Origin of the sequence: Leptolyngbya sp. NK1-12 (assembly GCF_032598965.1) — a bacterium.
Lineage (GTDB): Bacteria > Cyanobacteriota > Cyanobacteriia > Elainellales > Elainellaceae > Elainella.
Window position 1 is genome coordinate 262,384 of sequence record NZ_CP053586.1, and the last position, 22,775, is coordinate 285,158.

19 protein-coding genes are annotated in these 22,775 nt (G+C 52.1%); 15 read left to right on the forward strand and 4 right to left on the reverse strand.

The features are described from left to right. Window positions 1-29: 29 nt before the first annotated feature. The 8 genes from HJG54_RS00740 to HJG54_RS00775 all read left to right on the forward strand — a co-directional run bounded on the left by HJG54_RS00740 (window position 30) and on the right by HJG54_RS00775 (window position 9,487). Window positions 30-836 (forward strand): glucose 1-dehydrogenase, encoded by an 807-nt coding sequence (locus HJG54_RS00740; protein WP_316432786.1) that lies wholly within the window; start codon window positions 30-32, stop codon window positions 834-836. Between the two features lie 170 nt (window positions 837-1,006). Then, window positions 1,007-1,723 carry a hypothetical protein gene (locus HJG54_RS00745; RefSeq protein WP_316432787.1) on the forward strand — a complete coding sequence of 239 codons (717 nt, stop codon included), beginning with the start codon at window positions 1,007-1,009 and terminating at the stop codon, window positions 1,721-1,723. Between the two features lie 126 nt (window positions 1,724-1,849). Continuing rightward, complete coding sequence (locus HJG54_RS00750) at window positions 1,850-2,368, forward strand: META domain-containing protein (RefSeq protein ID WP_316432788.1); 519 nt, start codon at window positions 1,850-1,852, stop codon at window positions 2,366-2,368. Window positions 2,369-2,374: 6 nt separating this feature from the next. After that, the gene (locus tag HJG54_RS00755) at window positions 2,375-5,182 is read left to right on the forward strand and encodes a cyclic nucleotide-binding domain-containing protein (RefSeq protein ID WP_316432789.1); all 2,808 of its coding nucleotides are present in this window, start codon (window positions 2,375-2,377) and stop codon (window positions 5,180-5,182) included. Window positions 5,183-6,047: 865 nt separating this feature from the next. Further along, window positions 6,048-7,211 carry a response regulator gene (locus HJG54_RS00760; protein WP_316432790.1) on the forward strand — a complete coding sequence of 388 codons (1,164 nt, stop codon included), beginning with the start codon at window positions 6,048-6,050 and terminating at the stop codon, window positions 7,209-7,211. Between the two features lie 129 nt (window positions 7,212-7,340). Then, complete coding sequence (locus HJG54_RS00765; protein WP_316432791.1) at window positions 7,341-7,577, forward strand: hypothetical protein; 237 nt, start codon at window positions 7,341-7,343, stop codon at window positions 7,575-7,577. A gap of 31 nt (window positions 7,578-7,608) precedes the next feature. After that, complete coding sequence (locus HJG54_RS00770; protein WP_316432792.1) at window positions 7,609-8,412, forward strand: cyanophycinase; 804 nt, start codon at window positions 7,609-7,611, stop codon at window positions 8,410-8,412. A gap of 13 nt (window positions 8,413-8,425) precedes the next feature. Next, window positions 8,426-9,487 (forward strand): M14 family metallopeptidase, encoded by a 1,062-nt coding sequence (locus tag HJG54_RS00775; protein ID WP_316432793.1) that lies wholly within the window; start codon window positions 8,426-8,428, stop codon window positions 9,485-9,487. A gap of 267 nt (window positions 9,488-9,754) precedes the next feature. Here the strand turns inward: HJG54_RS00775 and HJG54_RS00780 are convergent, their stop codons facing one another. Both HJG54_RS00780 and HJG54_RS00785 read right to left on the reverse strand, forming a co-directional pair. Continuing rightward, window positions 9,755-10,294, reverse strand: a complete 540-nt coding sequence (locus HJG54_RS00780; RefSeq protein WP_316432794.1) for a DUF308 domain-containing protein — start codon at window positions 10,292-10,294, stop codon at window positions 9,755-9,757. Between the two features lie 31 nt (window positions 10,295-10,325). After that, window positions 10,326-11,039, reverse strand: coding sequence for a hypothetical protein (locus HJG54_RS00785; protein ID WP_316432795.1), 714 nt, complete (start codon window positions 11,037-11,039; stop codon window positions 10,326-10,328). A gap of 924 nt (window positions 11,040-11,963) precedes the next feature. Between HJG54_RS00785 and HJG54_RS00790 the strand changes: the two genes are divergently transcribed. The 4 genes from HJG54_RS00790 to HJG54_RS00805 all read left to right on the forward strand — a co-directional run bounded on the left by HJG54_RS00790 (window position 11,964) and on the right by HJG54_RS00805 (window position 15,988). Further along, a complete protein-coding gene (locus tag HJG54_RS00790) occupies window positions 11,964-12,524 on the forward strand; it encodes an HdeD family acid-resistance protein (RefSeq protein ID WP_036000818.1) in 561 nt (186 codons plus the stop codon). Window positions 12,525-12,601: 77 nt separating this feature from the next. Continuing rightward, window positions 12,602-13,228, forward strand: coding sequence for a hypothetical protein (locus tag HJG54_RS00795; RefSeq protein WP_316432796.1), 627 nt, complete (start codon window positions 12,602-12,604; stop codon window positions 13,226-13,228). A 126-nt stretch (window positions 13,229-13,354) separates the two neighbouring features. Next, the gene (locus HJG54_RS00800) at window positions 13,355-14,779 is read left to right on the forward strand and encodes a DUF2252 domain-containing protein (protein ID WP_316432797.1); all 1,425 of its coding nucleotides are present in this window, start codon (window positions 13,355-13,357) and stop codon (window positions 14,777-14,779) included. Window positions 14,780-15,079: 300 nt separating this feature from the next. Continuing rightward, window positions 15,080-15,988, forward strand: coding sequence for a transglutaminase family protein (locus HJG54_RS00805; RefSeq protein ID WP_316432798.1), 909 nt, complete (start codon window positions 15,080-15,082; stop codon window positions 15,986-15,988). Between the two features lie 12 nt (window positions 15,989-16,000). Here the strand turns inward: HJG54_RS00805 and HJG54_RS00810 are convergent, their stop codons facing one another. Together HJG54_RS00810 and HJG54_RS00815 are read right to left on the reverse strand one after the other, a co-directional pair. Next, window positions 16,001-16,201, reverse strand: coding sequence for a cation:proton antiporter (locus HJG54_RS00810; protein ID WP_316432799.1), 201 nt, complete (start codon window positions 16,199-16,201; stop codon window positions 16,001-16,003). A 40-nt stretch (window positions 16,202-16,241) separates the two neighbouring features. Beyond that, window positions 16,242-16,619: a response regulator gene (locus HJG54_RS00815; RefSeq protein ID WP_316432800.1), complete on the reverse strand. Its 378-nt coding sequence runs from the start codon at window positions 16,617-16,619 to the stop codon at window positions 16,242-16,244. A gap of 314 nt (window positions 16,620-16,933) precedes the next feature. On the opposite strand from HJG54_RS00815, the gene HJG54_RS00820 reads away from it, so the two are divergent. From HJG54_RS00820 to HJG54_RS00830, 3 genes are all read left to right on the forward strand, one after another. Next, entirely contained in the window at window positions 16,934-19,429 is a 2,496-nt protein-coding gene (locus HJG54_RS00820; protein WP_316432801.1) for an HAD-IC family P-type ATPase, read from the forward strand. 468 nt (window positions 19,430-19,897) lie between these two features. Then, window positions 19,898-20,152 carry a hypothetical protein gene (locus HJG54_RS00825; protein ID WP_316432802.1) on the forward strand — a complete coding sequence of 85 codons (255 nt, stop codon included), beginning with the start codon at window positions 19,898-19,900 and terminating at the stop codon, window positions 20,150-20,152. A 445-nt stretch (window positions 20,153-20,597) separates the two neighbouring features. Continuing rightward, on the forward strand, window positions 20,598-22,676 hold the full coding sequence (locus HJG54_RS00830) for an NAD(P)H-quinone oxidoreductase subunit 5 (protein WP_316432803.1): 2,079 nt from the start codon (window positions 20,598-20,600) through the stop codon (window positions 22,674-22,676). Window positions 22,677-22,775 lie beyond the last annotated feature (99 nt).

Below are 22,775 nucleotides of genomic sequence, written 5' to 3' on the forward strand. Positions count from 1 at the left end.
GAGGAGTGGTATTTTGGAGAACAATCAGCATGAAAGGATTAGCTGGGAAAAATGCGTTGATTACCGGAGCTAGTTCCGGCATCGGCCAGGCGATCGCCATTCGTCTGGCTCAAGAAGGCTGCAACATTGCGATTAACTACCGCAGCAAACCAGAAGCCGCTAAGGAAACCGAGACAACGGCGCTACAGCGGGCTAGTGAAGCCGGATATGGCAATATACAAACCCTGTTAGTGCAAGGGGATGTCTCCAAAGAAGAAGATATTCTCCGAATCATGCACCGTGTAACCGAGCAATTTGGCAGCCTGGATATTCTGATCAACAATGCTGGCGTTCAAACCGAACATGCTTCCCACGAAGTCCCGACCGATGAATTCGACTGGGTACTCTCCGTCAATTTACGGGGGGCGTTTATCTGCGCTCGTGAAACGATCAAGCAGTTTCTCGCCCAACAGCGTCCGGGTGTAATCATCAATGTTTCCAGCGTTCACGAAGTCATTCCTCGTCCGAGATACCTCAGCTATTCCATCAGCAAGGGCGGCATGGAAAACCTGACGAAAACCCTAGCCTTGGAGTATGCCAATCAGGGAATTCGGGTCAATGCAATCGCCCCTGGAGCCACTATCACCCCAATCAACGAAGCTTGGACAGACGATCCAGAACAGCGAGCCGTAGTGGAAAGCCACATTCCGATGGGACGGCCTGGAACATCCGAGGAGATGGCAGCCGCAACCGCGTTCTTAGCCTCAGATGAAGCCGCCTACATCACGGGACAAACCCTATTCATTGACGGTGGCCTCACCCTATACGCTGATTTTCGAGAGACATGGTCGGCTTGATTCTATTGCCTGTTCTGATGGGCGTTATTGGAAACGAATTGTATAATTACAGCGTTGGCAGTGGCGGAACAAAATTAGGCTTAAGACAGTCATAGCTGAGATGATTTTGAAGGCAATCAGAGGTGCAAATCTGCACTTATTTCAAAGTTATTGCAGAGGATGTTCAAAGTATGTTAAAGCAAATTCAACTTTCGCTTGGATTGGCAGCCTTGCTCGGCGCAGGGAGCCTAGCTTCACCCCATGCCATGGCTCAAATTAGCAGCGAAGAATTTCAGATGGGGCGTGCTCGTGAAGCCTGTGCTACTCAAGCTCAGCAACAGTTACTCACTGTCAACAATGTCGTTTCCACCACCCCAGTGACCGGCAGCGGTGGGCGGATGATCGGCTCCGAGGTGATTTTGAACGTGAGTCGTGGTGGGGAAACCTACGATGTTCGCTGTAGCTTCGACAACGCTACCAGAACCGCCACCATTGCCAGCATCCCATCGACAGGAAGTGGCTCAGGCACGACCGCGTCCCGTCCGGCATCCGGCACCTTCCAGGGGCGTGGTGTGGCTCATGGGGCTACCTTTACCAGAGGCCGTACTGCCAACGTCGCTCTGACAATTGAGGGCGATAACTTTGGTCTAGAATTGGCGGAACCAGCTCCTACAGGAGCAAGAGTCCAGTATCGCGGCGTAATCATGCGCCGGTCTGATGACGCTGCTAACAGCTTTACTCTGCGGACACGGGTGCGGAGTTTCAACTCGTCCGGCAATCTGCGCGTGCTCAATACCACCACCGGCACCTGCCAAATTGAAGTATTCGACGCGCGGGTGATCTCAAGCAACTGCAATACGGCCACTTCCGACAGCTCGACTCGGTTTTTAGGATTAGAGCAATTCTGAATTAATTAAGGAAAAACATAACGCTGATGCTCGGCTCCTGTAAATTGATCACTGGGAGTGAAGTCAGCGAGTTAACCTGAGTAACACTAACTGAAGAAACTAACTGAAGAAATACTAATACACACCATGAACGATAGCCCTTTATTCCATTGCCGCTTCAGTCAGCATTTGACCCGTCCGATCCTGGCTTTGATAGTTGGGCTAAGCGGAATTTCTGTGGCAAACATGGCAAGCGCCCTACCTGTATTGGAACAACCTCCCCTGCTGATGGCTCAATCCACTGCTCTCGCCGGAAACTGGCGGCTGGCCAACATGACCGAGGATCCAACTCCCACTCCAATGGTTCCGGCTGGTGAACTCACCGTCGAGTTTGCTGGCGATCGGATTTCCGGATCGGGCGGCTGCAATCGGTTTACAGGCAGCTTCGACACTGAAGGAAACCAGTTGCAGGTTAGCCCGTTAGCCTCCACGTTCAAAGCCTGTGAACAGTCAATCATGGACCAGGAAACCCGGTATTTAACCGCTCTGCAAGGCGCACAGCGCTATGAACTCGATGATCAAGGCCAGTTGACGATTTTCTACCAAACGGATCAGACATCGGGCGTGCTGCGCTTCACGAATCAAACCGTTCGAGGCATGTGGTGAGTTGTTATGGTTGCACAAGTGCCAGAACGCCAAATGCATTGGATTCGCTGGATCCTGACGGTTGGATGGCTGCTGGTGATTGCCTCGTTGTTCTATGACCCCTGGACCGCTGCCCTCACCGCACCCGAGCATCCCTGGAGTCCGCTGCGGCTGACTGGTGAGTGTGTGCCGGTGCAGGGCCAATGTGTCGAGGAGCAGCCCTACCCGATCGGAGCCACCTTATTTTGGGGCGCGATTGTGCCCTCTGGTATCTTGATTCTGCTGGTGTTTGGGCATGAACTATGGCGGCGGATTTGTCCTTTGTCGTTTTTGTCTCAAATTCCCCGTGCGCTGGGCTGGCAGCGTCAATTCAAGCGAGAAAGCGCCAATGGCAAGGTGCGCTATGAGTTGGCTAAGGTAAAGCCTGATTCCTGGTTGGGCCGCAATTATGCCTATGTGCAATTTGGCTGGCTGTTTGTCGGACTGTGCGGACGCATCCTGTTTTTCAATGCCGATCGGCTGGTGCTGGGTCTGTGGTTGCTATTTACAATTGCCGTTGCGATTGCGGTGGGTTACTTCTATGGCGGCAAATCCTGGTGTCAATACTTCTGCCCGATGGCTCCGGTGCAAACCATTTTCAGCGAACCCAGGGGGCTGCTAGGTAGCAAGGCCCACATGAGCGATCAGCGCATTACCCAATCCATGTGCCGCACTGTATTGCCCGATGGCAATGAGCAAAGCGCCTGTGTTGCCTGCCAGAGTCCCTGTTTTGATATCGACTCCGAGCGTACCTACTGGGATGGCCTGAATCGACCCGAGGAATCGGTAATTCGCTATGGTTACGTCGGCCTGGTAATTGGCTATTTTCTGTACTACTATCTCTATGCTGGCAACTGGGATTATTACTTTTCCGGCGTCTGGAATCGCGACCCCAATCAGCTCGCCGCTTTGATGAGTCCGGGGCTGTATATCGCCGGACAGCCGATCAACATTCCTAAATTAGTTGCAGTGCCGCTGGTGTTGGGGGGATTTACGCTGGCGGGCTATGGAGTTGGCCGTTGGGTGGAAACGCAGCTCAAGTCCTATAGTCGGCAGCGGCGTCCCAATCTCAATCCCGATCTGATTCGCCATCGCATCTTTGTTGTTTGCACCTTTGGTATTTTTAATTTCTTTTTCTTTTTCGCCGGTCGTCCACTGCTGCAACTGACGCCTGCCTGGGTGCAGTACGGATTCGATGTCAGCGTTTTGTTCCTCAGCACCCTCTGGTTACAAAAAAGCTGGCGACGCCAACCCGATCTCTATGGACGGGAGAACCTGGCTAGCCGCTTCCGCAAACAGCTAGGGCGCTTACAGCTCGATCTGTCCCAGTATCTAGAAGGTCGGTCAATCGATGACCTCGATGCCAATGAAGTTTATGTACTGGCGAGAGTTTTGCCTGGGTTTACGCGCCAGAAACGGCATGAAGTCTACAAAGGTGTGCTGCGCGAAGCATTAGAAGAAGGCTACGTCAGCTATTCCAGCAGCCTGGAAGTGTTGCAGCAAATGCGGCACGAGCTAGATATTTCTGACGACGAACACCGCGAAGTGCTGGAGGAACTAGGGATCGAAGATCCGCAACTGCTCGATCCTAACCGGCAGCGGTCTCTGGAAAATCAGATTCGCTTGAGCGGCTACCAGAAATCGCTAGAGCGGTTAATGCGATTGCAGCAACAGCCCGGCCTGACTGAATTTGAACCCTCACCCCAGGATTCCACCACAGTGCGGGCCTTGCGGCGCGAGTACTCGATTACCCCTCAAGAAGAAGCGTGGATCTTGAGTGGACTTCCCGGCGAGACGGGTAATTTGCAAAAAGCCGAACGGCTATTGGCTCAACTCGACGAATGGCTGGCCTGTGAGCGGGCACTGGCGCATCCGGCTTTGCAGGCGCATCCACCCGTAACCCTGCTGCAAAAAGCCGCTCAGCGTAAGCAGGAGCTGATTGTGCAATCGGTGCTGGATATTCTGGCGACGCTTCCCAACGATGCCCAGACCGTTGCTCTAGCGCAGTCCTTACACCAGCGTTCGCCCCAACGGGTAGCCACATCAATCCAGCGCGAACCCTGGCCAGACCGGCTAGCACCCCAGATCCTGGAGCTGTTGTCCCAACCGACGGCTCCGCCGCTGTCTGTCGAACCTTCGACCTCAGAAGCCCTGAGCCACCTAGAACACCTGCTGCAACACTATAATCCCGTAGCGCAGGCGGCGGCCCTATACCTAATCGCCCAACTCGATCCAGAACGCGCCCAGACAATTGCTCGGAACCTGAGTCAAATGCCCGATTCGCCGCTGGTGCAATCCACCGCAGAGCAATTGCTGGCCTTGCCGCCTTCACCGCCGCTTACCGCCTTTCCCAGCTTGGAAAAACTGGTTTACCTGTCCAACAGTAATTTCTTTGATCCAATCCAACCCCACACCCTGATAGCGCTAGGCGAGCGGGCCGAGGTGCGGACCTATGCCACGAATGATCTGATCACCGAAGCAGGCGATACCTGCCGGGAATTGCTGCTGCTGATCGAAGGGGAGGCCAAGATTCGCTACCAGTTAACCGATGGGGTGCGTATCGAACGCCTCCAGCCGGGGCAGCTCTTGGATGAGCTGGAGGTTCTGACCCACAGCACCTCTGAAAATACGATTCTGGCTGATAGTCCCAACACCCGCATCCTGGCTCTATCCATAGATGCTGTTGACGATCTGCTGGAACACGATCCAAATTTTGCCCGCCGGATTCTAGAACTGGAAAGTCGGCAACTTCAGCGATTAGTCAAATCGGGGGCAGGGCCACTGTCTCTACCCTAAGCAGAGCCGTGTGGGTGATTTGGATAAGACGTTTGTATTGTTTAACACATCTGGGTATTGCCCTTTCACAGCGATGCCATATAATGAGGCTGCTAGCTGTTCTGCTGACTTGGTTATAGTCCCCATATCCATTAAAAAGCTGTTTGGAAAGGGTTTTGTCGTCTGGACCCATCTCCTTTCCCTACGGTGTCCACACAAGTCGAAGATCCCCCCTAACCCCCCTTAAGGAAAGGGGGGAACCGGAGGCGAAGTCTGTGCGCAGCATCTACTAATCAGGAATTGAAGTCCCCCTTGATAAGGGGGATGTAGGGGGATCGACCCCTTGCATTGATTCGCGATCGAGATCTGTGTACACGGTAGCTTCCTTTCCTGGGATGCCCACAGAGCTAGAACCCCTCACTGATGGGGAGTTCTGAACAGCGACAGTTTGAGGTCTCCCAGATTGGGGGATGTAGGGGGCTTTTCAAACAGCTTCTGAGATAAAGATCTTAAAGATGAAATCTTAAGAACTGAGATCTTAGACAAATCTGACATTAGGCTGGGTCTTTTTGAGAAAGATCGCTTTTTATTCTCCTTTCACTCGTCACTTAAAGTAGGGTTTAACGTTTGCGTATGGTCTAATTCATAGAGAAGATACACTGGAGATACACTATAGTCCTACCTTTAATGTCTTTGTAAACGACAAATAAAAGTAAACGACAAATAAAAGTAACGACAAGTAAAAGTAAGCGACAAGTAAAAGTAAACGACGAGTAAAAAGCCAATAGATTAAGAAGCATAACAATAAGCATGATTGCTAACCCATTGGTAATCCTGCACAGACGCAGCTGGCAAATTGAGCTAGGTTTACCGAGGAAGGTGCGTAATGAAAATTCTTTTAGTAGAAGATGACGAATACACCGGTCAAGTGCTTTCAGCCACCCTTTCAGCTCATCGTTACGCGGTGGATACTGTCACAGATGGCTCGGTGGGGTTGGAGTTGGCTACTCGCTGGAATTATGATCTGATTCTTTTGGATGTATTGCTGCCAACCCTGAACGGCATCGAAGTCTGCCGCCGACTCCGGGCGCAAGGCTGCCAAACGCCAATCTTGATCCTGACTACAAAAGATTCGAATGATGATGTGGTGACTGGACTAGATGCAGGTGCAGATGACTATTTAGCCAAGTCCTGTGAATCGTCTCAGCTTTTGGCTAGAGTGCGGGCGCTGCTGCGGCGCAGTGGCATGGTTTCACCCTCGCCGGTTTTAACCTGGGGACCGCTTTGCTTGGATCCAGCCTTAGCGCAAGTTACCTACCATCAGCAGGTGATTTCGCTCCGACCTAAAGAATACAGCCTGCTGGAGCTGTTTCTGCGTCACCCCCAACGGATTCTCAGCCGCAGCGCCATCATCGATCACATGTGGCCCATGGAGGAAACCCCGGTGGAGGGGGCTGTCACTAATTTGATCAAGGATTTGCGGCAGCGGTTGAAGTCGGCGGGAATGACAGCGGATCTAATCGAAACGGTGTATGGCTTAGGATATCGGTTAAAAACGGCACCTGTACCCGAAGAAAAGACCGAAGAAAAGACCGAAGAGAAATCTGAATTGGGTCATGCTACAACCAGTCCTAGGGAAAATCAGCGGGAGACGCCATCCTTGGCCGAAATCAACTTCCCTTCAGAGATGAGGCAGCAGCGCGGAAAAACGGCGATTCAGCAGATTGCTGAACGGTTCTACGGCTCGCTAGAGCAGCGGCTTGCTGTACTAGAAGCGACAGCCTTGCTGTTCCATGCCGATGGTTGTAATTTGCAGCAACAAAAGGTCGCCCGCACCGAGGCTCACAAGCTGGCCGGCGGTTTGGGAACGTTTGGCTGTAGCAAAGCTTCCGATATTGCACGAGCAATTGAACGTTTGTTGGAAACTAGACTCAGCCAACAAGCGCGAGTTGCCGATCGGTTTTCGCGACTGTTGGCCGAGCTAAGGCAGGAACTGGGGCAGCCCCAGACATACCAGCCCATGGCTGATTCCGCGATGGCGAGAAAGTAGGTGAATCGAAAGGCCGGTGAATCGCAAGTCAATGAGGCAGTGTAGGCGCTGCGCAAAACAGGTCTTATCAGTTTCATATGTTTTTAATTTAGGCTGAAGGCTAAATCCTTTTAATACTTATGCTTCGTCATGCATAGCGATGACTGGTTTAGGAATGATTCATTTCAAATTGAGCGGATTGAAGCAGCGTCCCATGCTTTAAATCAAGCGCTACAAAGTCTTTATGAACGCGATTATGCGTCTGCTCGAAATCTAGTAACCTTCACCCAACAAGTATTAGAAGAATTGTTGCTGGATTGCGAGCATCACGTTCAAGCTGAAGCACTGCTCAGCCAGTTTCGCTACTATAACCAGTCCATAAACTAGCGAAGGTAGACAACCACTAGGAGCAACAATTATGGGTACTGATACGGCGCGGGGGCCTTTGGTCATCATTGGCGGCGCTGAAGATAGGGACGGTGAGTGCATCGTTCTGCGGGAGTTCCTGCGCTTAGCAGGCGGGTTGCAGGCTCGGATTGCGGTCATGACGGCAGCTACCAGCATGCCCAAAGAAGTCGGAGATGACTATATTCGCATTTTTAAGCGGTTGGGGGCTGATTCCGTCGAGGCTGTACACACTGAAGACCGGGAAGACTCCAGACGCGAAGACTCACTCCGCATCATCGAACAGGCGACCGGCATCTTCTTCACTGGGGGCGATCAGTCCCGGATTGTGGACTTTATTCGCGGTACGCCACTGGATCAGGCGATTCACAGACGGCACGAGGAAGGCGTCGTGATTGGTGGAACGAGTGCAGGGGCAGCCATGATGCCCGATGAGATGATTGTCGGCGGCGCGTCGGTCTCGAATCCCAGCGTCGATGCGGTCAGCATGGGTCCTGGCATGGGCTTTTTACCTGGCGTTGTGATCGATCAGCACTTTGCTCAACGGGGCCGCCTCGGTCGTCTGCTAGCCGCTCTGGTGCTGCAACCTGCTGTGTTGGGTTTGGGCATTGATGAAGACACGGCAATTATTGTCAATGGCGACGAGTTTACCGTCGTGGGCCGGGGCAGCATCACCGTTGTGGATGAAACCACCGCCACCCACAACAATCTGGAAGGCTTGCTCAAAGATGAGCCGATTGCCCTGTGTGACGTTAAGCTGCATATTTTGCCCCACGGCTATCGCTTTAATCTAAACACGCATCAACCGTTGGTGTAAGAGGCAGGCAATCATGACAACTCTGATTCAGCCGGAAACACAGCTGCCGCAGACGGTCTACACGGGCGATATCATCCAGAAAGTGCCGGTGATCAGTCAGTTAAATGTCAACGACCTTGAACCCGGTCAGCATCGCTTCTTCTTTCAGGGCGTGCAGATGGGCACAGGCCAGCACTGGTATGTGCCGGTCATGGTTGCCAAAGGGATACGAGCTGGTAAACGCATCGCGCTAACGGCAGGTGTGCATGGTGATGAGTTAAGCCCAGTCAAAGCGGCACAGCAGGTCATGGCCGCTCTTGATCCAACCCAAATGGCCGGCACAGTGATGGCGGTCTATGACCTTGCTCGCCCCGCTAAGGAGTACACGCAGCGCCAGTGGCCGGTGGCTCAAAAAGGCGGTTCCCTGATCGACCTGAATCGGGTCTGGCCAGGCAATGAGACGGGCGATGATACTCCCACTCGCCATGCGGGTCTGGTCTGGAATCGGCTGTTCAAACCGAATGTTGATATCGCGCTGGATTACCACACAGCCTCCACGGGCGGTGATTTCACGATGTTTATCTTTGCTGACCTCCGCCGACCAGAAATCCGACAACTGGCTGAACTATTCCCAGCCGAGCAGATCAAGGATGATCCAGGCGAGGACGGTTCGCTGGAAATGGCCTTTGTGCAGGCGGGCATCCCGGTTCTGACTGTTGAGATTGGCGGTCCTCGTGGGTTTGATCGAAACAAGATTGCGATGGCTGTTGAAGGCAGCCTGAATGTACTGAAACATTACCAGGTGATGTCGGGACCGTTGGGTCGCACCTCGAAAGAAGTGGGTACTTTCTTTGGCAATGCCTTTGAAACAATTCGAGCCACGACTGGCGGCTACCTGGAAATGCTGGTCGATCTGCAGGACAAAGTAACGCCCGGTCAGCTCGTGGCAATTCAGCGCAACTCGTTCGGCGATGTGGTAGCTGAGTACAACGTGAGTGTAGCTGGCGAAGTGGCAACGATCACCCGCGATGCGTTGAATGAACCTGGCTCCCGGCTGTTGCAAATTCTGTACAACCGTACTGAGTTGGGTGGATGAGTAAATGAGTAAATGAGTAGAGGAGTAGATGAGTGGATGGGTGGCTATGCACCGAGATGGGATACGAAGCAGAGTTACTGTAGAGTGCTGTGAGGAGTGAATTGTTTAACCAAATACCATACGATAATCAGGAGAATATCAGCTAGAAACCTGATTTGAATTCTCCAGTTGGTTTTGAAATGAATGCGATTGCGGCACGGCAGCTAAAATGGCAGCTGGCAGAAGGCGTTAGTTCATGACGTTGCTTATTCAGGACTTAGCCAGAACCTACCGATGAGGGACGGCAAGCCCCATCATCCAAATGCCTTGGCCGATAAAACTCACCCCGATCCAAAACCCGATGATCCAATCGGCCCGTAGCGGCCAAGCGGACCAGATGAAAATGCCGACCATAATTCCCAGCAGTCCGCTAAGCAGTACCCAAGTCCAACGAGTAGCCGGACGAATCCAGAAGGCGAGAATCACCTGCACGACTCCGATCAGGAAAATCGTAATTCCTAGCAGCAGCGTCAGCGCAAGTGCGCCTTTAAACACGTTAGACAACACCAAAATGCCCGCGCCCAGACAAAGCAGCCCCAGCAGTAGCCTCCAGAGCAACTGACCTCGTGGCGATCGCACCGCGTAGACTAGCAGATCCAGCCCCGCCAGCATAAAGATCCAGCCAAACACCACCGTTGAGGCAATCGTTGCATAGGTTGGGCGAGCAATAGCCACCAGCCCCAAAAGCGCTAGTAGACCACCCACGAGTATTTCTAGTTTGGAGCGTTTGGCTCGATTCCTGCTCTCTGCTTCAGAGTCACTAGTCATGTGGATCTCCCGAATATCAGAACTGCCTCAACTAGAACTGCTTTAATCCGGCAAAGCGGGTTGCACTATCCCGCGCCCTTGTATTGCAGGTAGAAGAAATCACCCGTGCATCAAACACTTCAATTTCGCAGGTGCCAGTGGCATTGATCACCTCTAAGTTATTGGCTGAAGAGGCAAACCGTTGCACCTGTCCTCGCAACACAAAGCTGTTAGCCCCTGTACTGCGCGTACTCCGAATTCGTCCGCTGTAGTTTACCTGCGCTCCGGTGCCGGGGGGAACGGCCAATGAAAAGCTGAAGTTATTCGTGCTGTTAAAACTCAGCATTGCATCAGTTTCCCGCTCGTTGCCAAACACCGAACCGCTGGCTAGCCCTCGACCTTCAAACGAACCTTCGGTTGGCACCGTTGTTGAATTACCCGAACCGTTTGGGTTGGGTAAATTGGCAATGGTTGCCGATCGAGAAGCATTGTCATAGGTGCAGCGAACATCGTAGGTGTTCCCGCCCCGGCTGACATTCAGAATCACATCGGAACCAATCATTTGCCCGCCACTGCCAGAGATGGGCATGGTAGAAACAACTTGGTTAACCGTGAGGCGCTGCTGTTCTGCCTGGTTTCTGCAAGCTTCTCGAGCACGCCCCATTTGAAATTCCTGCTCGTTGATTTGCGCATAGCCTTGAGGAGCCAACGCAACTCCGATCACGGCGGCTGTAATTCCAGTCCAAACACCAACTTGCTTAAACATTGTGGTTTCTCGAAAGAATGAAATGATGGATAGATACAGCGTTTTTCACTCATGTGAGGTATTGGGGGTGTGTGGGCTTCGCTCCCACGCAGAGGCAGTGCCCCTGCACCCCGTTTTTCGTACTTCACTAGCCTGAAAAAGGCTGTAATTACTTGTTACCTGGCTAATGCCTAATTAGATTAAACTTGAGCGTGCTCAAATTTGCTCAGCATTTTTTCAGCTTTCTAGTCTAAACACTTTATCGTTTCTGGTTTCAGATCTTCTGCTACTGCTGCCATTTTGAGTTACTTTTTGTTCCTCAATTGCGTGCCTCAGATCACCTGCTGTAGACGCCTAAAAACCTACTAAGCAGATACGTGCCAAGGCATTTCCCCTGACAATCGAGCCACTATTCAAGCCCCTATTATAGGGCAGCTACAGAACCGTAGTTTCATCAGCAATCAAAGAATATTACCGCAAAAGATACCACTATCCGATCTCGTAGGTAAGCAATCAAATAATCTGTAACGTTGCGTAAACTTTGCCTCTGTAGTAGTTTTGTAGTAGTTTAGGCCCAACTCAATGTCAACTGAGTCACAGTCAATTGAGTCGTGTGAAAGCTCGGGAAGTTGAAATTTTGTGTGTAATTCGCTCGCTCATCCATGTTCTTGACGTATTCTTTAACTTAAGAAAATATGTATAGAATGCAGGGGTGTACTATTAAATGTACTAAAGAGATCTACTAGAGATAAATGCCGAAGATCATTGCGTTTCGGGTCTAGTAGTCCGCAATTGTGAAGCAGCTATTGGCAAAATCTAGAGTAGGCAAATAGCTGAGCTAGCCTTTTGCAGTTATCGCTAGCGATTTAACCCATACTCAGTTGATTGGTTGATTGATAGTTGTTAATTGATAGCTGAACTGTCTAAACATAACGAGGTGAATTTATGACGACTGATTTTCAACCTGAAGTTCAGATCAGAAAAGCAACAGGCTGGGTAATTGCCCTCAGCATCGGTTTAATTATTCTGGGCGTGATAGCGATTCTGCTGCCAGGGATCGCGTCTGCCTTTTTTACCTCTGTCATGGCTTGGATCGCAATCATTAGCGGTGCCGTGATGATTGTAGAGGCATTTCAATCTCGCCCACTCAGAGGCTTTTGGCTGAATTTATTGGTTGGCATTGCCTATGTGATTGCCGGTATTTACATCCTGTTCAACTTGGGAGCGGCGGTAGTAGCCTTAACCTTTGCTTTCGGCATTCTGTTCATCGTGGAAGGAATTTTCACCATCATCATGGCCTTTACCAACCGGGCCGGTCATCGCATGTCTTGGCTGGTGGCGCTGAACGGAATTGTGACTTTGATCTTAGGCATCCTGGTGCTGAATCGCTGGCCTGATAGCTCTCTTTGGCTGATTGGTTTGTATGTGGGTATCAGTCTGCTGCTGAGTGGCATCTCGTTACTGGTGGCGGCAATGGCGGCACGGCGGGCGGTCACTAGTGCCTGAGCAGAGCACGGGAAAAAGCATCGATCAAACTTGTGAATCAGGTGCATCAACTCGGTTTGACCAACGCCCAAACTTTCATGAAGAAGAGCAATAGCATATTCAGTGAGATTTACAAACTCGACCCAGTCACCAATTGCTACATCATCGAGGTGGGGTTGGATCAATACGCCGATATCTTTGATGAGTGGGATCCAGCTCCTTTTAAGCGACGATCCCTCGATCCTGATCTGGAGCTTTACTTAAAAGGTAGTTCCGAGGAAATTCCTCTGCGCCATCCGATTGAGTTGATGTTTCTCATGCCTGCCGGCAGCCGCAATGAGGCGCTAGAGCAGGCTGCACGACATGGGATCAGGAACAGTATTGCCTTCAAAATGTATCTGCTCAGAAAAGAGCTGAAAAAAACTCAGTTCCGCTTAGTGCGCTATGTTCTGCTTGGGTTTGTGTTTTTATGGGCAGGGCAAATCTTCCCCGCTCGGTTCGGAGAAACCATGTTAACCTCACTCTTGGCTGAAGGGATATTCATCGGCGGCTGGGTGTTTCTATGGGAAGCCGTCTCGCTGTTTTTCTTTACCGATCTGGAACTGTATGAGCGCTATCGTGCCTACAAACGATTGCTGAATGCGCCGGTGTTTTTTCGTGAGGTGTCGAGCCAGAGCTTGGCTGAAATTAATCGCCAGAGTGAAAGTGATATTGAAATAGCCTAACTAATGTTAAGTAGAACAACATAATTAAATATGAAACCCAAAGGAGGGGTTGTCGCCTGGAGGGCGGTGACAACACCCTGATCTTAGTTTTAATTAAGTTGAATGACTTATCTGAATGATTTCTAAATGATTGCAATTCAAGCCCCAGATCATGACATCGCTACGCCCAATTTGCCTCAGCCACTGACGGTGGCAGAACGGTTAGCTGCTGGAAAAGCCTTGCGCCAAACCGTGAAACGCTCCGAGCATGGCATCTACCCGCCTGCGGCCAACCGCGAAGACCCAGTCGCTATTCTGGAAGCTCAAGCCCAAACCCGCCTGCCGGATCTGGTGCCAATCCGCTATGCCCGCATGTTAACGTCTCCGTTTGCCTTCCTGCGCGGTGCCGCTGCCATTATGATTCGGGACATTGCCCCAGCTCCCACCACCGGTCTAATCGTGCAGGCATGCGGTGATATGCACCTGTCGAACTTTGGCGTGTTTGCCTCTGCTGAGCGCAACCTGATGTTTGCCATCAACGATTTCGACGAAACCCATCCCGGCGCTTGGGAGTGGGATCTAAAGCGCCTAGTGGCGAGTGCGGTGGTAGCCGGACGCTTTTTAGGAGCAGATCGGGTGCTGTGTGAGGCGGCAGTGCGGTCCGTGGTGCAGTCCTACCGGCAGCATTTGCAAGAATATGCCGAAATGGGCTATCTGGAGCTGTGGTACACCCACATCAAAGAAGACGAGTTGCTCCAGAAGTTACCGGATGAGTCGCGTCAGCGGGCCAGTCGGCTGTTCCTAAAAGCGCGCAATCGCAACCACCTCCAGGTGCTGGAAAAAATGACCAACCTGGTCGATCAACAACACCACATTATCGAATCGCCGCCGCTGGTGATGCGGATGGAAACCGATCAGGACGGGCGGCCCATCACCGAGGTGATTGCTCCCTTGATGCAGGATTACCTGAACTCTCTTAACGCCGAGCGGCGCTTTTTGCTGTCGCGCTATCGCATTTTGGACGTGGCTCGCAAAGTAGTGGGCGTGGGCAGTGTGGGAACGCGCTGCTGGGTCGTGTATCTGGAGGGCAAAGACCACAATGATCCGCTATTTCTGCAAATAAAAGAGGCGCAGCCGTCGGTATTGGCTCCCTATGCCCAGGTGCAGCATGACGACCGATTGCCGGACGATCATCAAGGGCAGCGGGTGGTGGTCGGACAGCGGCTCATTCAGGGAGCACCCGATATTTTTCTGGGCTGGGGTACATTGCAGGGCATTCACTACTACATTCGCCAATTGCGGGATATGAAGGGCGGCGTCAAGCTGGAACCCGGCAAGTTCCGTCTCGCTGCTCTGCCCGATTATTGCGAACTTTGTGGCTGGGCGCTGGCGTTGGCTCATGCCGATTCGGGGGATGCGGCCATGCTGGCTGGCTATGTGGGTACGAGCGCAGCCCTAGACGATGCGTTGGTGAAATTTGCCCAAGCCTATGCCGATCAAACCGAACGAGACCACGACCAACTAGTTGCTGCGGCCCGTCAAGGCCGAATTCCGGTGGCGAATGAATTTTGACTAGAATCCCATAAGAGAATGTTTGAAACGTATCAAACGTGTTGCAATGTCCCCCAACCCCCCACCCGTGGGGGACTTCCAATCCGTATTTCGGTGCCCCCTAAATCCCCCACGAGTGGGGGACTTCCGACCCCGGATGTCTGGTTCACAGTCCCCCATTGATGGGGGATGGAGGGGGCTAGTTCACAGTCCCCCATTGGTGGGGGATGGAGGGGGCTATGGGGGATATAGGGGGCGGTTCGGGTTGCATCGGCGACTTTTAAAACATCCTATAAGCATGATTTGTAAGCAGCGTGATCAATGAGCGTTATCTACGATCTAGAACATACCACCAGCTATCGCTATCGCAATCCGGTCCGGTTTAGCGAGCATCGCGCCATTTTCCTGCCCAGTTCTGGCTATGGCGGGCGAATCTTGAGCTACGGTCTGGAAACTAATATTCCATCCAACGTCCGCTGGCTGATGGATACCCTCTCGAATAACGTGGCCCTGATCGAATTTAGCCAGCCCGCCAAAGAGTTGGTCATCACCTATCGCGTCCGAGGCGAGCATTTTGGCATTCCGGCCATCGCTGCCTTTCCCCTCGATCCTCGTGCTGAGGAAGTGCCGGTGCAATACACTCCAGATGAATGGACCGATCTGGCAGTGTTTATCCGCCCCCATGCCGAAGACCCGGATGGCAGCCTAGCAGCTTGGGCCAAGAGCTTTGTAGCGGGCGATCAGGACAATACGCTGGATGTGCTGCAACGCATGATGGATACAATCTGGACCAACTTCACCTATCAGGCGCGGGAGGCCGAAGGCACCCAGGCTCCAGGCGAAACCCTGCGGTTACAGTCCGGCACCTGCCGTGACTATGCCTGGCTAATGATCGAGGCACTGCGGCGGTTGGGGTTTGCCTGTCGCTTTGTCAGTGGCTACCTGTATGACCCCGCTCTGGATGGAGGCGCCGTAGGCATGACCGGTTCCGGCGCAACCCATGCCTGGTTGCAGGTGTATCTACCTGGTGCCGGCTGGCGCTCCTATGACCCCACGAACCGACTCACCGCTGGCTTTGACCTGATCCGCGTTGCGATTGCCCGCCATCCCAACCAGGTGATTCCCCTATCGGGGTTCTGGTTTGGTGATGCTCAAGATTACCTTGGCATGGATGTAAAAGTGACGATTCGTAAATTGGGAACGCTGCCGGAATTTGAAGACATTCGATAGCGGCCATTCTGCTCACACCTCGACGCCTACATTCAGCCAGCGGGCCACCGGCGCGAGCGAAAAGCCTTGCACCAGCACCGAAGTCACCACAATGAACGTGACTACTGTAAAAATCTCTCCTGCTTGCGGCATCGCCAGGGCAAGTGGAAACGTGGCCAGCACGATTGGTACCGAGCTGCACAATCCCACCCAGGCAATAAATAATTTCTGCAATTCTCACTAGATGGAACCCTGTTCTCGACTGCATCTGCTTCTAGGCCAGCCAACCCAAAATGGCTCCAATCTGTTGCCAAATTGTCATTGGGTCAAACGGTTTGGTGATCACACCCGCCACATCCAACTGGGTAAATCGCTGCTGGTCGCTGGGCAACACCTTGGCGGTTAAGACAATCACCGGCAGATTTTGGGTTTTGGGATGATTTTGCAAGGCTTCGCATAGCTCAAATCCATCCATGTCGGGCATCGAGATATCGAGCAAAACGGCATCGACTGGTTCTGTCGTAGCTAGACACAGTGCCTCCATGCCCGAAGCCGCACTCAACGTCTGCCAACCAGCAAACTCTTCCAGCGACACTTGCACCACATCACGGATATCGTCTTCGTCATCCACGATTAGAATTCGTTTGGTCATAATCAACTAGTTATAGTCAACAGGGAGATGCGGCTCGTGAGCCTCGCCGAACGAGGGGAGATGGGAATTGATGTAGATGATATAGTCTTTGTGGCGAGTTTAGGACGAGTGAACAGGTTCGCTGCTCGCTTCTCTGCGGGTTATCTGCAAAATATCTTTACAGAATTGACAGAGTAATTGGATTATTTGTAGTTTAACGGCTACCCCTCGGCTGATTTCTCAGAGCAAAACCTCCCTGGATAAGAGCTGCTGAAATCGATTTCCTGGCATAGGAATTAGTAAACAGAAATTACTGGAATAAGGATTTAAACGTTATGCAAACTGTCCCAACTCATCTGCAAGGGTTAAGCCATTCGGAAGTGGCGAAGCGACGCGCGGCTGGGCAAGGCAATGACGTGCCGATTCAAACGAGTCGCACCTACTGGGACATTTTTCGAGATAACCTGTTCACGTTTATTAATTGGGTATATTTCTTTCTCAGCCTAGTACTGATTGCATTGGGACGGGCCAGCGACGTGCTGGTGTTGGCCTTTGTCGTTTTACTGAACGTGGTAATTAACGTCATCCAGGAAATTCGCGCCAAGCAAAAACTCGACAAAATCGCCTTGATTACTCGTCCCAAAGCCAGCGTGATTCGAGACGGACAGGAACAGGAGATTGACCCATCCGAGATTGTGGTGGGGGATGTGCTGATGGTGCGTCCAGGCGATCAAATTGTCGTGGATGGCTCGATTGTAGGCGAGGGTGAAATTAAAGTCGATGAATCCCTGCTGACGGGAGAATCAGATCTGATTCCCAAACAGAGCGGGAATCTGGTCTATTCCGGCAGCTTTTGCGTCAGCGGTGCGGCGTGTTACGAAGCCGAAAAAGTAGGAGCCGAGAGTCTCGCTAGCAAGATGACCGCCGAAGCCCGCAAGTTTCGCAAGGTGCTGACGCCGTTGCAGCATCGGATTAACCTGATGATTCGCCTGCTATTGGGCGTCGCAATTGTCTTGGGATTTGTGACAGTGCTACGGATGACGCTAGGAGTTACTTCCATCACCACCGGGGTGCAAAACCTGGCCGTTATCGTTGGCCTAGTGCCGATTGGGCTGTACTTTATGATTACCCTTGCCTATGCGCTGGGGGCGGTGCGAATCGCCGAGCAGAGTGCTTTGGTGCAGCAGTCAAACGCGGTGGAATCGATCAGCAACGTGGATGTCATGTGTTTGGATAAAACCGGCACCCTGACTACCAACCGGATCAATCTACAAACTGTGTATCCCATTGGTATCGACCAGGCAAAATTGGAGGCAATTTTAGGTGACTTTGCGGCTAGTGCCTCTACCAGCAACAAAACCAATGACGCGATTATCGCCGCTCTGCCGCGAGCCAAGCGTCCTGTGAAGGTAGAAGTGCCGTTTGGCTCGGCCCATAAATGGAGTGCTGTTGGCTTTGCCGATGCTCCCGGTCTATATGTGCTGGGCGCACCAGAAATTTTGGGCACCGTGATGCCGCTTTCAGCCGAGCAGCAAGCCTCTATCCGCGAAGCAGCCGACCGGGGTCTGCGGGTGCTGATGATCGCCCATAGCCCAACGGTGCCGGATCTATACGATGGCGCCGGCGATCCCGTTCTACCCGCCACACTCCAGCCCCTGGGCATTCTGCAATTTGGCGATGAGTTGCGTCCCGATGCGCGCCAAACCTTGACTGAATTCCAGCAGGCGGGCATCCAAGTCAAAGTGATTTCGGGTGATAATCCACTCACGGTAGCCGCCCTAGCTAAACAAGCGGGCCTCAGCGATGACATCATTGCCGTATCGGGTCAGGAGTTGGCCCAGATGGACGATGCCGTCTTTACCCAAACTGCCGAAGACAGCACGATTTTTGGCCGGATTACTCCAGAACAAAAAGCCCGCTTGGTGCAGAGCCTCCAGTTGCGCGGGCACTATGTGGCCATGATGGGCGATGGGGTAAATGATGTACTGTCGCTGAAGCAGGCGAATGTGGGGGTGGCAATGGAAAGCGGCAGTCAGGCGACTCGTGGCGTAGCCGATATTGTTTTGCTCAAGGATACCTTTAGCGCTCTGCCTAAAATATTCCTGGAAGGACAGCGGATCCGCAATGGGGTAGCCGATATTAGCAAACTGTTTATGGTGCGTATCTTCTCGTTTATTCTGGCCATTATTGCCATTGGCATGATCACGCTGTCGTTTCCCTTTGGGATCAAAACCAGCACGATTGTCACGTTCCTCACCGTTGGCATTCCGCCCTTTTTTGTCACCCTCTGGGCCAAACCCGACAAACCAAGAGGCGGTCAAGGTAATCCGTTCATGCATTTTGTCTTGCCGGCAATGTTCACCCTTTCGATCGCCAGTATTCTGATCTACCTGTTCTTTTTGGCGGAAAACATTGGCCCGGTATTCGATTGGCTCAACGGTCGCATTCCATTTGAAGAACTGGGCCGCCGCATCACCAGGGCTGACATTGCTAGAGCGCAGCGAGTAGCCGAAACTGCGATGGTGACGATGCAGGTGTTAGGCGGGTTGCTGCTACTGCCCTTCCTCAAACCGCCCACTCCAGCCTGGGTGGGCGGAGAACCGCTCAGCCGCGATTGGCGCTATACGATTCTGGCAAGCCTAGTTTTGGCCGGTTATATCGTGATTCTGGCAGTTCCAGCTCTGCGCCGCTTTTTTGAACTCTCTCAGCTCGATTTCACCGATTACCTGGGCATTGGCTTGGTCGCGGTGCTCTGGGCTTTGGTGGTGCGGTTTGTCTGGAGGAACTCGCTGCTGGATCGGTTTTTAGATACCAAAATTAGTCCATTTTGAGGAGGCAAGACAGAGCAACTCTTGCACGGTGCGTTCGCAAAGCGTGATGTTGGAGGCGGATTCATGACCACCTGGTGCCCTGAGTGAAAGTCTGCTAAGGGCTTGCCTCCAGCTTCAGTGCGGGTAGTCTAGATTCTCAAACGGTGCTAACTGCGGTCATGGCGCAGCTAAACAGACCAAAGAAGGCAATATTTCGCTTCATTAATTTGAGTAACTAAAAAGCGGCGAATTAATGAACAAACGCAAATAAACGTAAGCATCGTGTTGAACTTGCCGACTTTACCCTGACGCTTGCGGTTTAATCAGAGTGATTGCCAAATTGCCTCTACTTGAATTTGCTAAATCAAATCACCCAAACTGAATCGGCTAAACCAAATGCAGCGTCCGTCAATAGAGGTAAGGCAATCGAGGGATGAAATCGTCATCAAGATTCTCTATAACTAAAACAGAATTCAGGAGATTGCAGAAATGATTACTGCTGCAATACACACTGCCAACACTGCTAACCCTGCCACAACTCCGACTGGTGATCATCTCCGGGCTGAAGTTGAAAAGCTGGCTGCCGAGGCATTTCATCAGCATCTGATCTCAGGCTATGGGGATGGTGAGTCCCCGGATGAGTATCAAATTGTCCTTCAGGGTAAGCCGAGACACTATTCGCTTGAATATGCTCACTCGCTGCTCGCTAATCTAATCGAACACCAGATTTCCCTTGTGGAATAGGATGCCCCGTGGCAAACATTGTTCAGGAGGTTCGAGATACCTCTCCCAGTCTTACATTCATCTTCCATCCATTAGGGTCTAGCACTAGTGACCTGGCTCGATTGTCGAGTCAGGTTTTTTACGGTGCAGATTTGATGAATATTTCTATTGGCCAGCATCCCGTTGCGGTGCTCAATGAAATAGATAGAAAACTGCAACACTGCTTTCCAAGTTAGGAAACAACCGTAGGAGTGATGGCAACAATAACAAAGAACTGTTGAAGATGAACAGTCTAAACTTGATCACCCTTCAAAAATGGGAAATAACAAACTGTGAAGGCCAGAACTATACCAGCAGTAGGAGTTCAAATTACTTAGCTTTAGTTTAAGAATCTTCTAAGGCAGTCATGTGTCACAATGTAAACGGTTTTGCCAACTCAATCAGAGGCGAGGAGTAGGCGCGAGTCATGGAACCAATATATGAGTACGCCTGGTTGATTCCGGTCTTGCCGCTGGCAGGAGCGATGATTCTAGGCTTAGGACTAATTTCGTTTGGCAAGACAGTTGCCACTATGCGGCGGAGCAGCGCCATTTTTATTGTGTCTCTGCTCGGTGCGGCAATGGTGCTGTCCTTTGCGTTGTTGTGGAGTCAAATTCAAGGGCATCCCCCCTATGCGCACATGATTGAGTGGGCGGCGGCGGGCGATTTTCGCTTGACCATGGGCTACACGGTCGATCACCTGACGGCGATGATGCTGGTGATTGTCACCACGGTTGCCTTTTTTGTAATGATTTATACCGACGGCTACATGGCGCATGATCCGGGTTATGTCCGGTTTTACGCCTACTTGAGTTTATTTAGCTCGTCAATGTTGGGGTTGGTAGTCAGCCCCAATTTGCTGCAAGTGTATGTGTTTTGGGAGCTGGTCGGCATGTGCTCCTACCTGCTGATTGGTTTCTGGTATGACCGCAAAGCCGCCGCTGACGCCTGTCAAAAAGCATTTGTGGTCAACCGGGTGGGAGACTTTGGCCTGCTGCTGGGGATGCTGGCGATGTTCTGGGCCACGGGCACCTTCGAGTTTGAGCTGATGGGTGAACGGCTGAATGATTTGGTGCAGTCGGGGGCACTCTCGGCTGGGCTGGTCTCGCTGTTTGCGATTCTGGTGTTTATGGGTCCGGTTGCTAAGTCAGCCCAAGTGCCGCTGCATGTGTGGCTCCCCGATGCGATGGAAGGTCCGACCCCGATCTCAGCTCTGATCCACGCGGCAACGATGGTGGCTGCCGGTGTGTTCTTAATTGCTCGCATGTATCCGGCTTTTGAGCATGTGCCCAGCGCTATGAATACCATCGCCTGGACTGGAGCCGTGACCGCCTTTATCGGAGCCACTACCGCGATTACTCAGAACGACATCAAGAAAGGTCTGGCCTATTCCACCATGTCGCAGTTGGGCTATATGGTGATGGCGATGGGCGTTGGTGCCTACGGAGCAGGCTTGTTCCACCTGATGACCCATGCCTACTTCAAGGCAATGCTGTTTTTGGGATCGGGTTCGGTAATCCACGGGATGGAGTCAGTCGTCGGCCATGATCCGGTCTATGCCCAAGACATGCGCTTGATGGGCGGACTGCGGAAGTACATGCCGATCACCGCGATCACCTTCTTGATTGGCACACTGGCCATCTGTGGGATTCCTCCCTTTGCCGGCTTCTGGTCCAAGGATGAAATTCTGGGCGCGACTTATGCTGCCAATCCGGCTTTGTGGGCAATTGGTTGGTTGACGGCTGGAATCACCGCCTTTTACATGTTCCGCATGTACTTCAGCACCTTTGAGGGCGGTTTTCGCGGTCAGAATGAGGGCATTAAGCAGAAACTGAAGCTAGAACAGCTCCAGCGTTTGGGCTTGGCCTTTGGTCCTGGGGCGATGAATCCGAAGGAACTGACGGCAGAATTGCCACAAGAAGCCCACGATCACGAAGCGCCGGTGGATCATCACAGCAGCGAACCGCACGAGTCGCCGAACACGATGACCCTGCCGCTGATTGCCCTAGCCATTCCGTCAATTCTGATTGGTTTGGTCGGGACACCGTTTGCCAACTACTTTGAGGCATTTATTCACCCGCCCGGCGAAGTCGTAGAAGGAATTCCTTCTGAGTTTGAGTGGAGTGAGTTTCTGCTGATGGGAGGCAGCTCGGTTGGCATTGCTCTGCTGGGTATTACCTTGGCCTCGCTGATGTACCTGAGCCGTAAGATTGACCCTGCCGCAGTGGCCGAGAAAATTCAGCCGCTGTATCAGCTCTCGCTCAACAAGTGGTACTTCGATGATATTTACGAAGTGCTGTTTGTGCAGGGCAGCCGTCGCTTGGCGCGGCAAGTGCTGGAAGTTGACTTGCGAATTGTGGATGGCGTTGTCAACCTAGCGGGCTTTGTCACCCTTGTGACCGGCGAAGCGCTGAAGTACTTAGAAACAGGACGTGCCCAATTCTATGCCCTGATTGTGTTTGGGGCCGTACTGGGACTTGTGCTGCTCTCAGGAATTACTGGGTAGGAAATTTAGGAAAGTTTTGAGTTTTGAGTTTTAAGGTTTGAGTTGGAGCGGGTGAAATAGTTCTGAGTTTTAAGTTTTGAGTTGGGGCCAGAATCAGGA

Bases quoted from the DNA above. Each gene is read 5' to 3' on its own strand.
- HJG54_RS00740 (WP_316432786.1), top strand. From the start codon at position 30: ATGAAAGGATTAGCTGGGAAAAATGCGTTGATTACCGGAGCTAGTTCC.
- HJG54_RS00745 (WP_316432787.1), top strand. From the start codon at position 1,007: ATGTTAAAGCAAATTCAACTTTCGCTTGGATTGGCAGCCTTGCTCGGC.
- HJG54_RS00750 (WP_316432788.1), top strand. From the start codon at position 1,850: ATGAACGATAGCCCTTTATTCCATTGCCGCTTCAGTCAGCATTTGACC.
- HJG54_RS00755 (WP_316432789.1), top strand. From the start codon at position 2,375: ATGGTTGCACAAGTGCCAGAACGCCAAATGCATTGGATTCGCTGGATC.
- HJG54_RS00760 (WP_316432790.1), top strand. From the start codon at position 6,048: ATGAAAATTCTTTTAGTAGAAGATGACGAATACACCGGTCAAGTGCTT.
- HJG54_RS00765 (WP_316432791.1), top strand. From the start codon at position 7,341: ATGCATAGCGATGACTGGTTTAGGAATGATTCATTTCAAATTGAGCGG.
- HJG54_RS00770 (WP_316432792.1), top strand. From the start codon at position 7,609: ATGGGTACTGATACGGCGCGGGGGCCTTTGGTCATCATTGGCGGCGCT.
- HJG54_RS00775 (WP_316432793.1), top strand. From the start codon at position 8,426: ATGACAACTCTGATTCAGCCGGAAACACAGCTGCCGCAGACGGTCTAC.
- HJG54_RS00780 (WP_316432794.1), bottom strand. From the start codon at position 10,294: ATGACTAGTGACTCTGAAGCAGAGAGCAGGAATCGAGCCAAACGCTCC.
- HJG54_RS00785 (WP_316432795.1), bottom strand. From the start codon at position 11,039: ATGTTTAAGCAAGTTGGTGTTTGGACTGGAATTACAGCCGCCGTGATC.
- HJG54_RS00790 (WP_036000818.1), top strand. From the start codon at position 11,964: ATGACGACTGATTTTCAACCTGAAGTTCAGATCAGAAAAGCAACAGGC.
- HJG54_RS00795 (WP_316432796.1), top strand. From the start codon at position 12,602: ATGAAGAAGAGCAATAGCATATTCAGTGAGATTTACAAACTCGACCCA.
- HJG54_RS00800 (WP_316432797.1), top strand. From the start codon at position 13,355: ATGATTGCAATTCAAGCCCCAGATCATGACATCGCTACGCCCAATTTG.
- HJG54_RS00805 (WP_316432798.1), top strand. From the start codon at position 15,080: ATGAGCGTTATCTACGATCTAGAACATACCACCAGCTATCGCTATCGC.
- HJG54_RS00815 (WP_316432800.1), bottom strand. From the start codon at position 16,619: ATGACCAAACGAATTCTAATCGTGGATGACGAAGACGATATCCGTGAT.
- HJG54_RS00820 (WP_316432801.1), top strand. From the start codon at position 16,934: ATGCAAACTGTCCCAACTCATCTGCAAGGGTTAAGCCATTCGGAAGTG.
- HJG54_RS00825 (WP_316432802.1), top strand. From the start codon at position 19,898: ATGATTACTGCTGCAATACACACTGCCAACACTGCTAACCCTGCCACA.
- HJG54_RS00830 (WP_316432803.1), top strand. From the start codon at position 20,598: ATGGAACCAATATATGAGTACGCCTGGTTGATTCCGGTCTTGCCGCTG.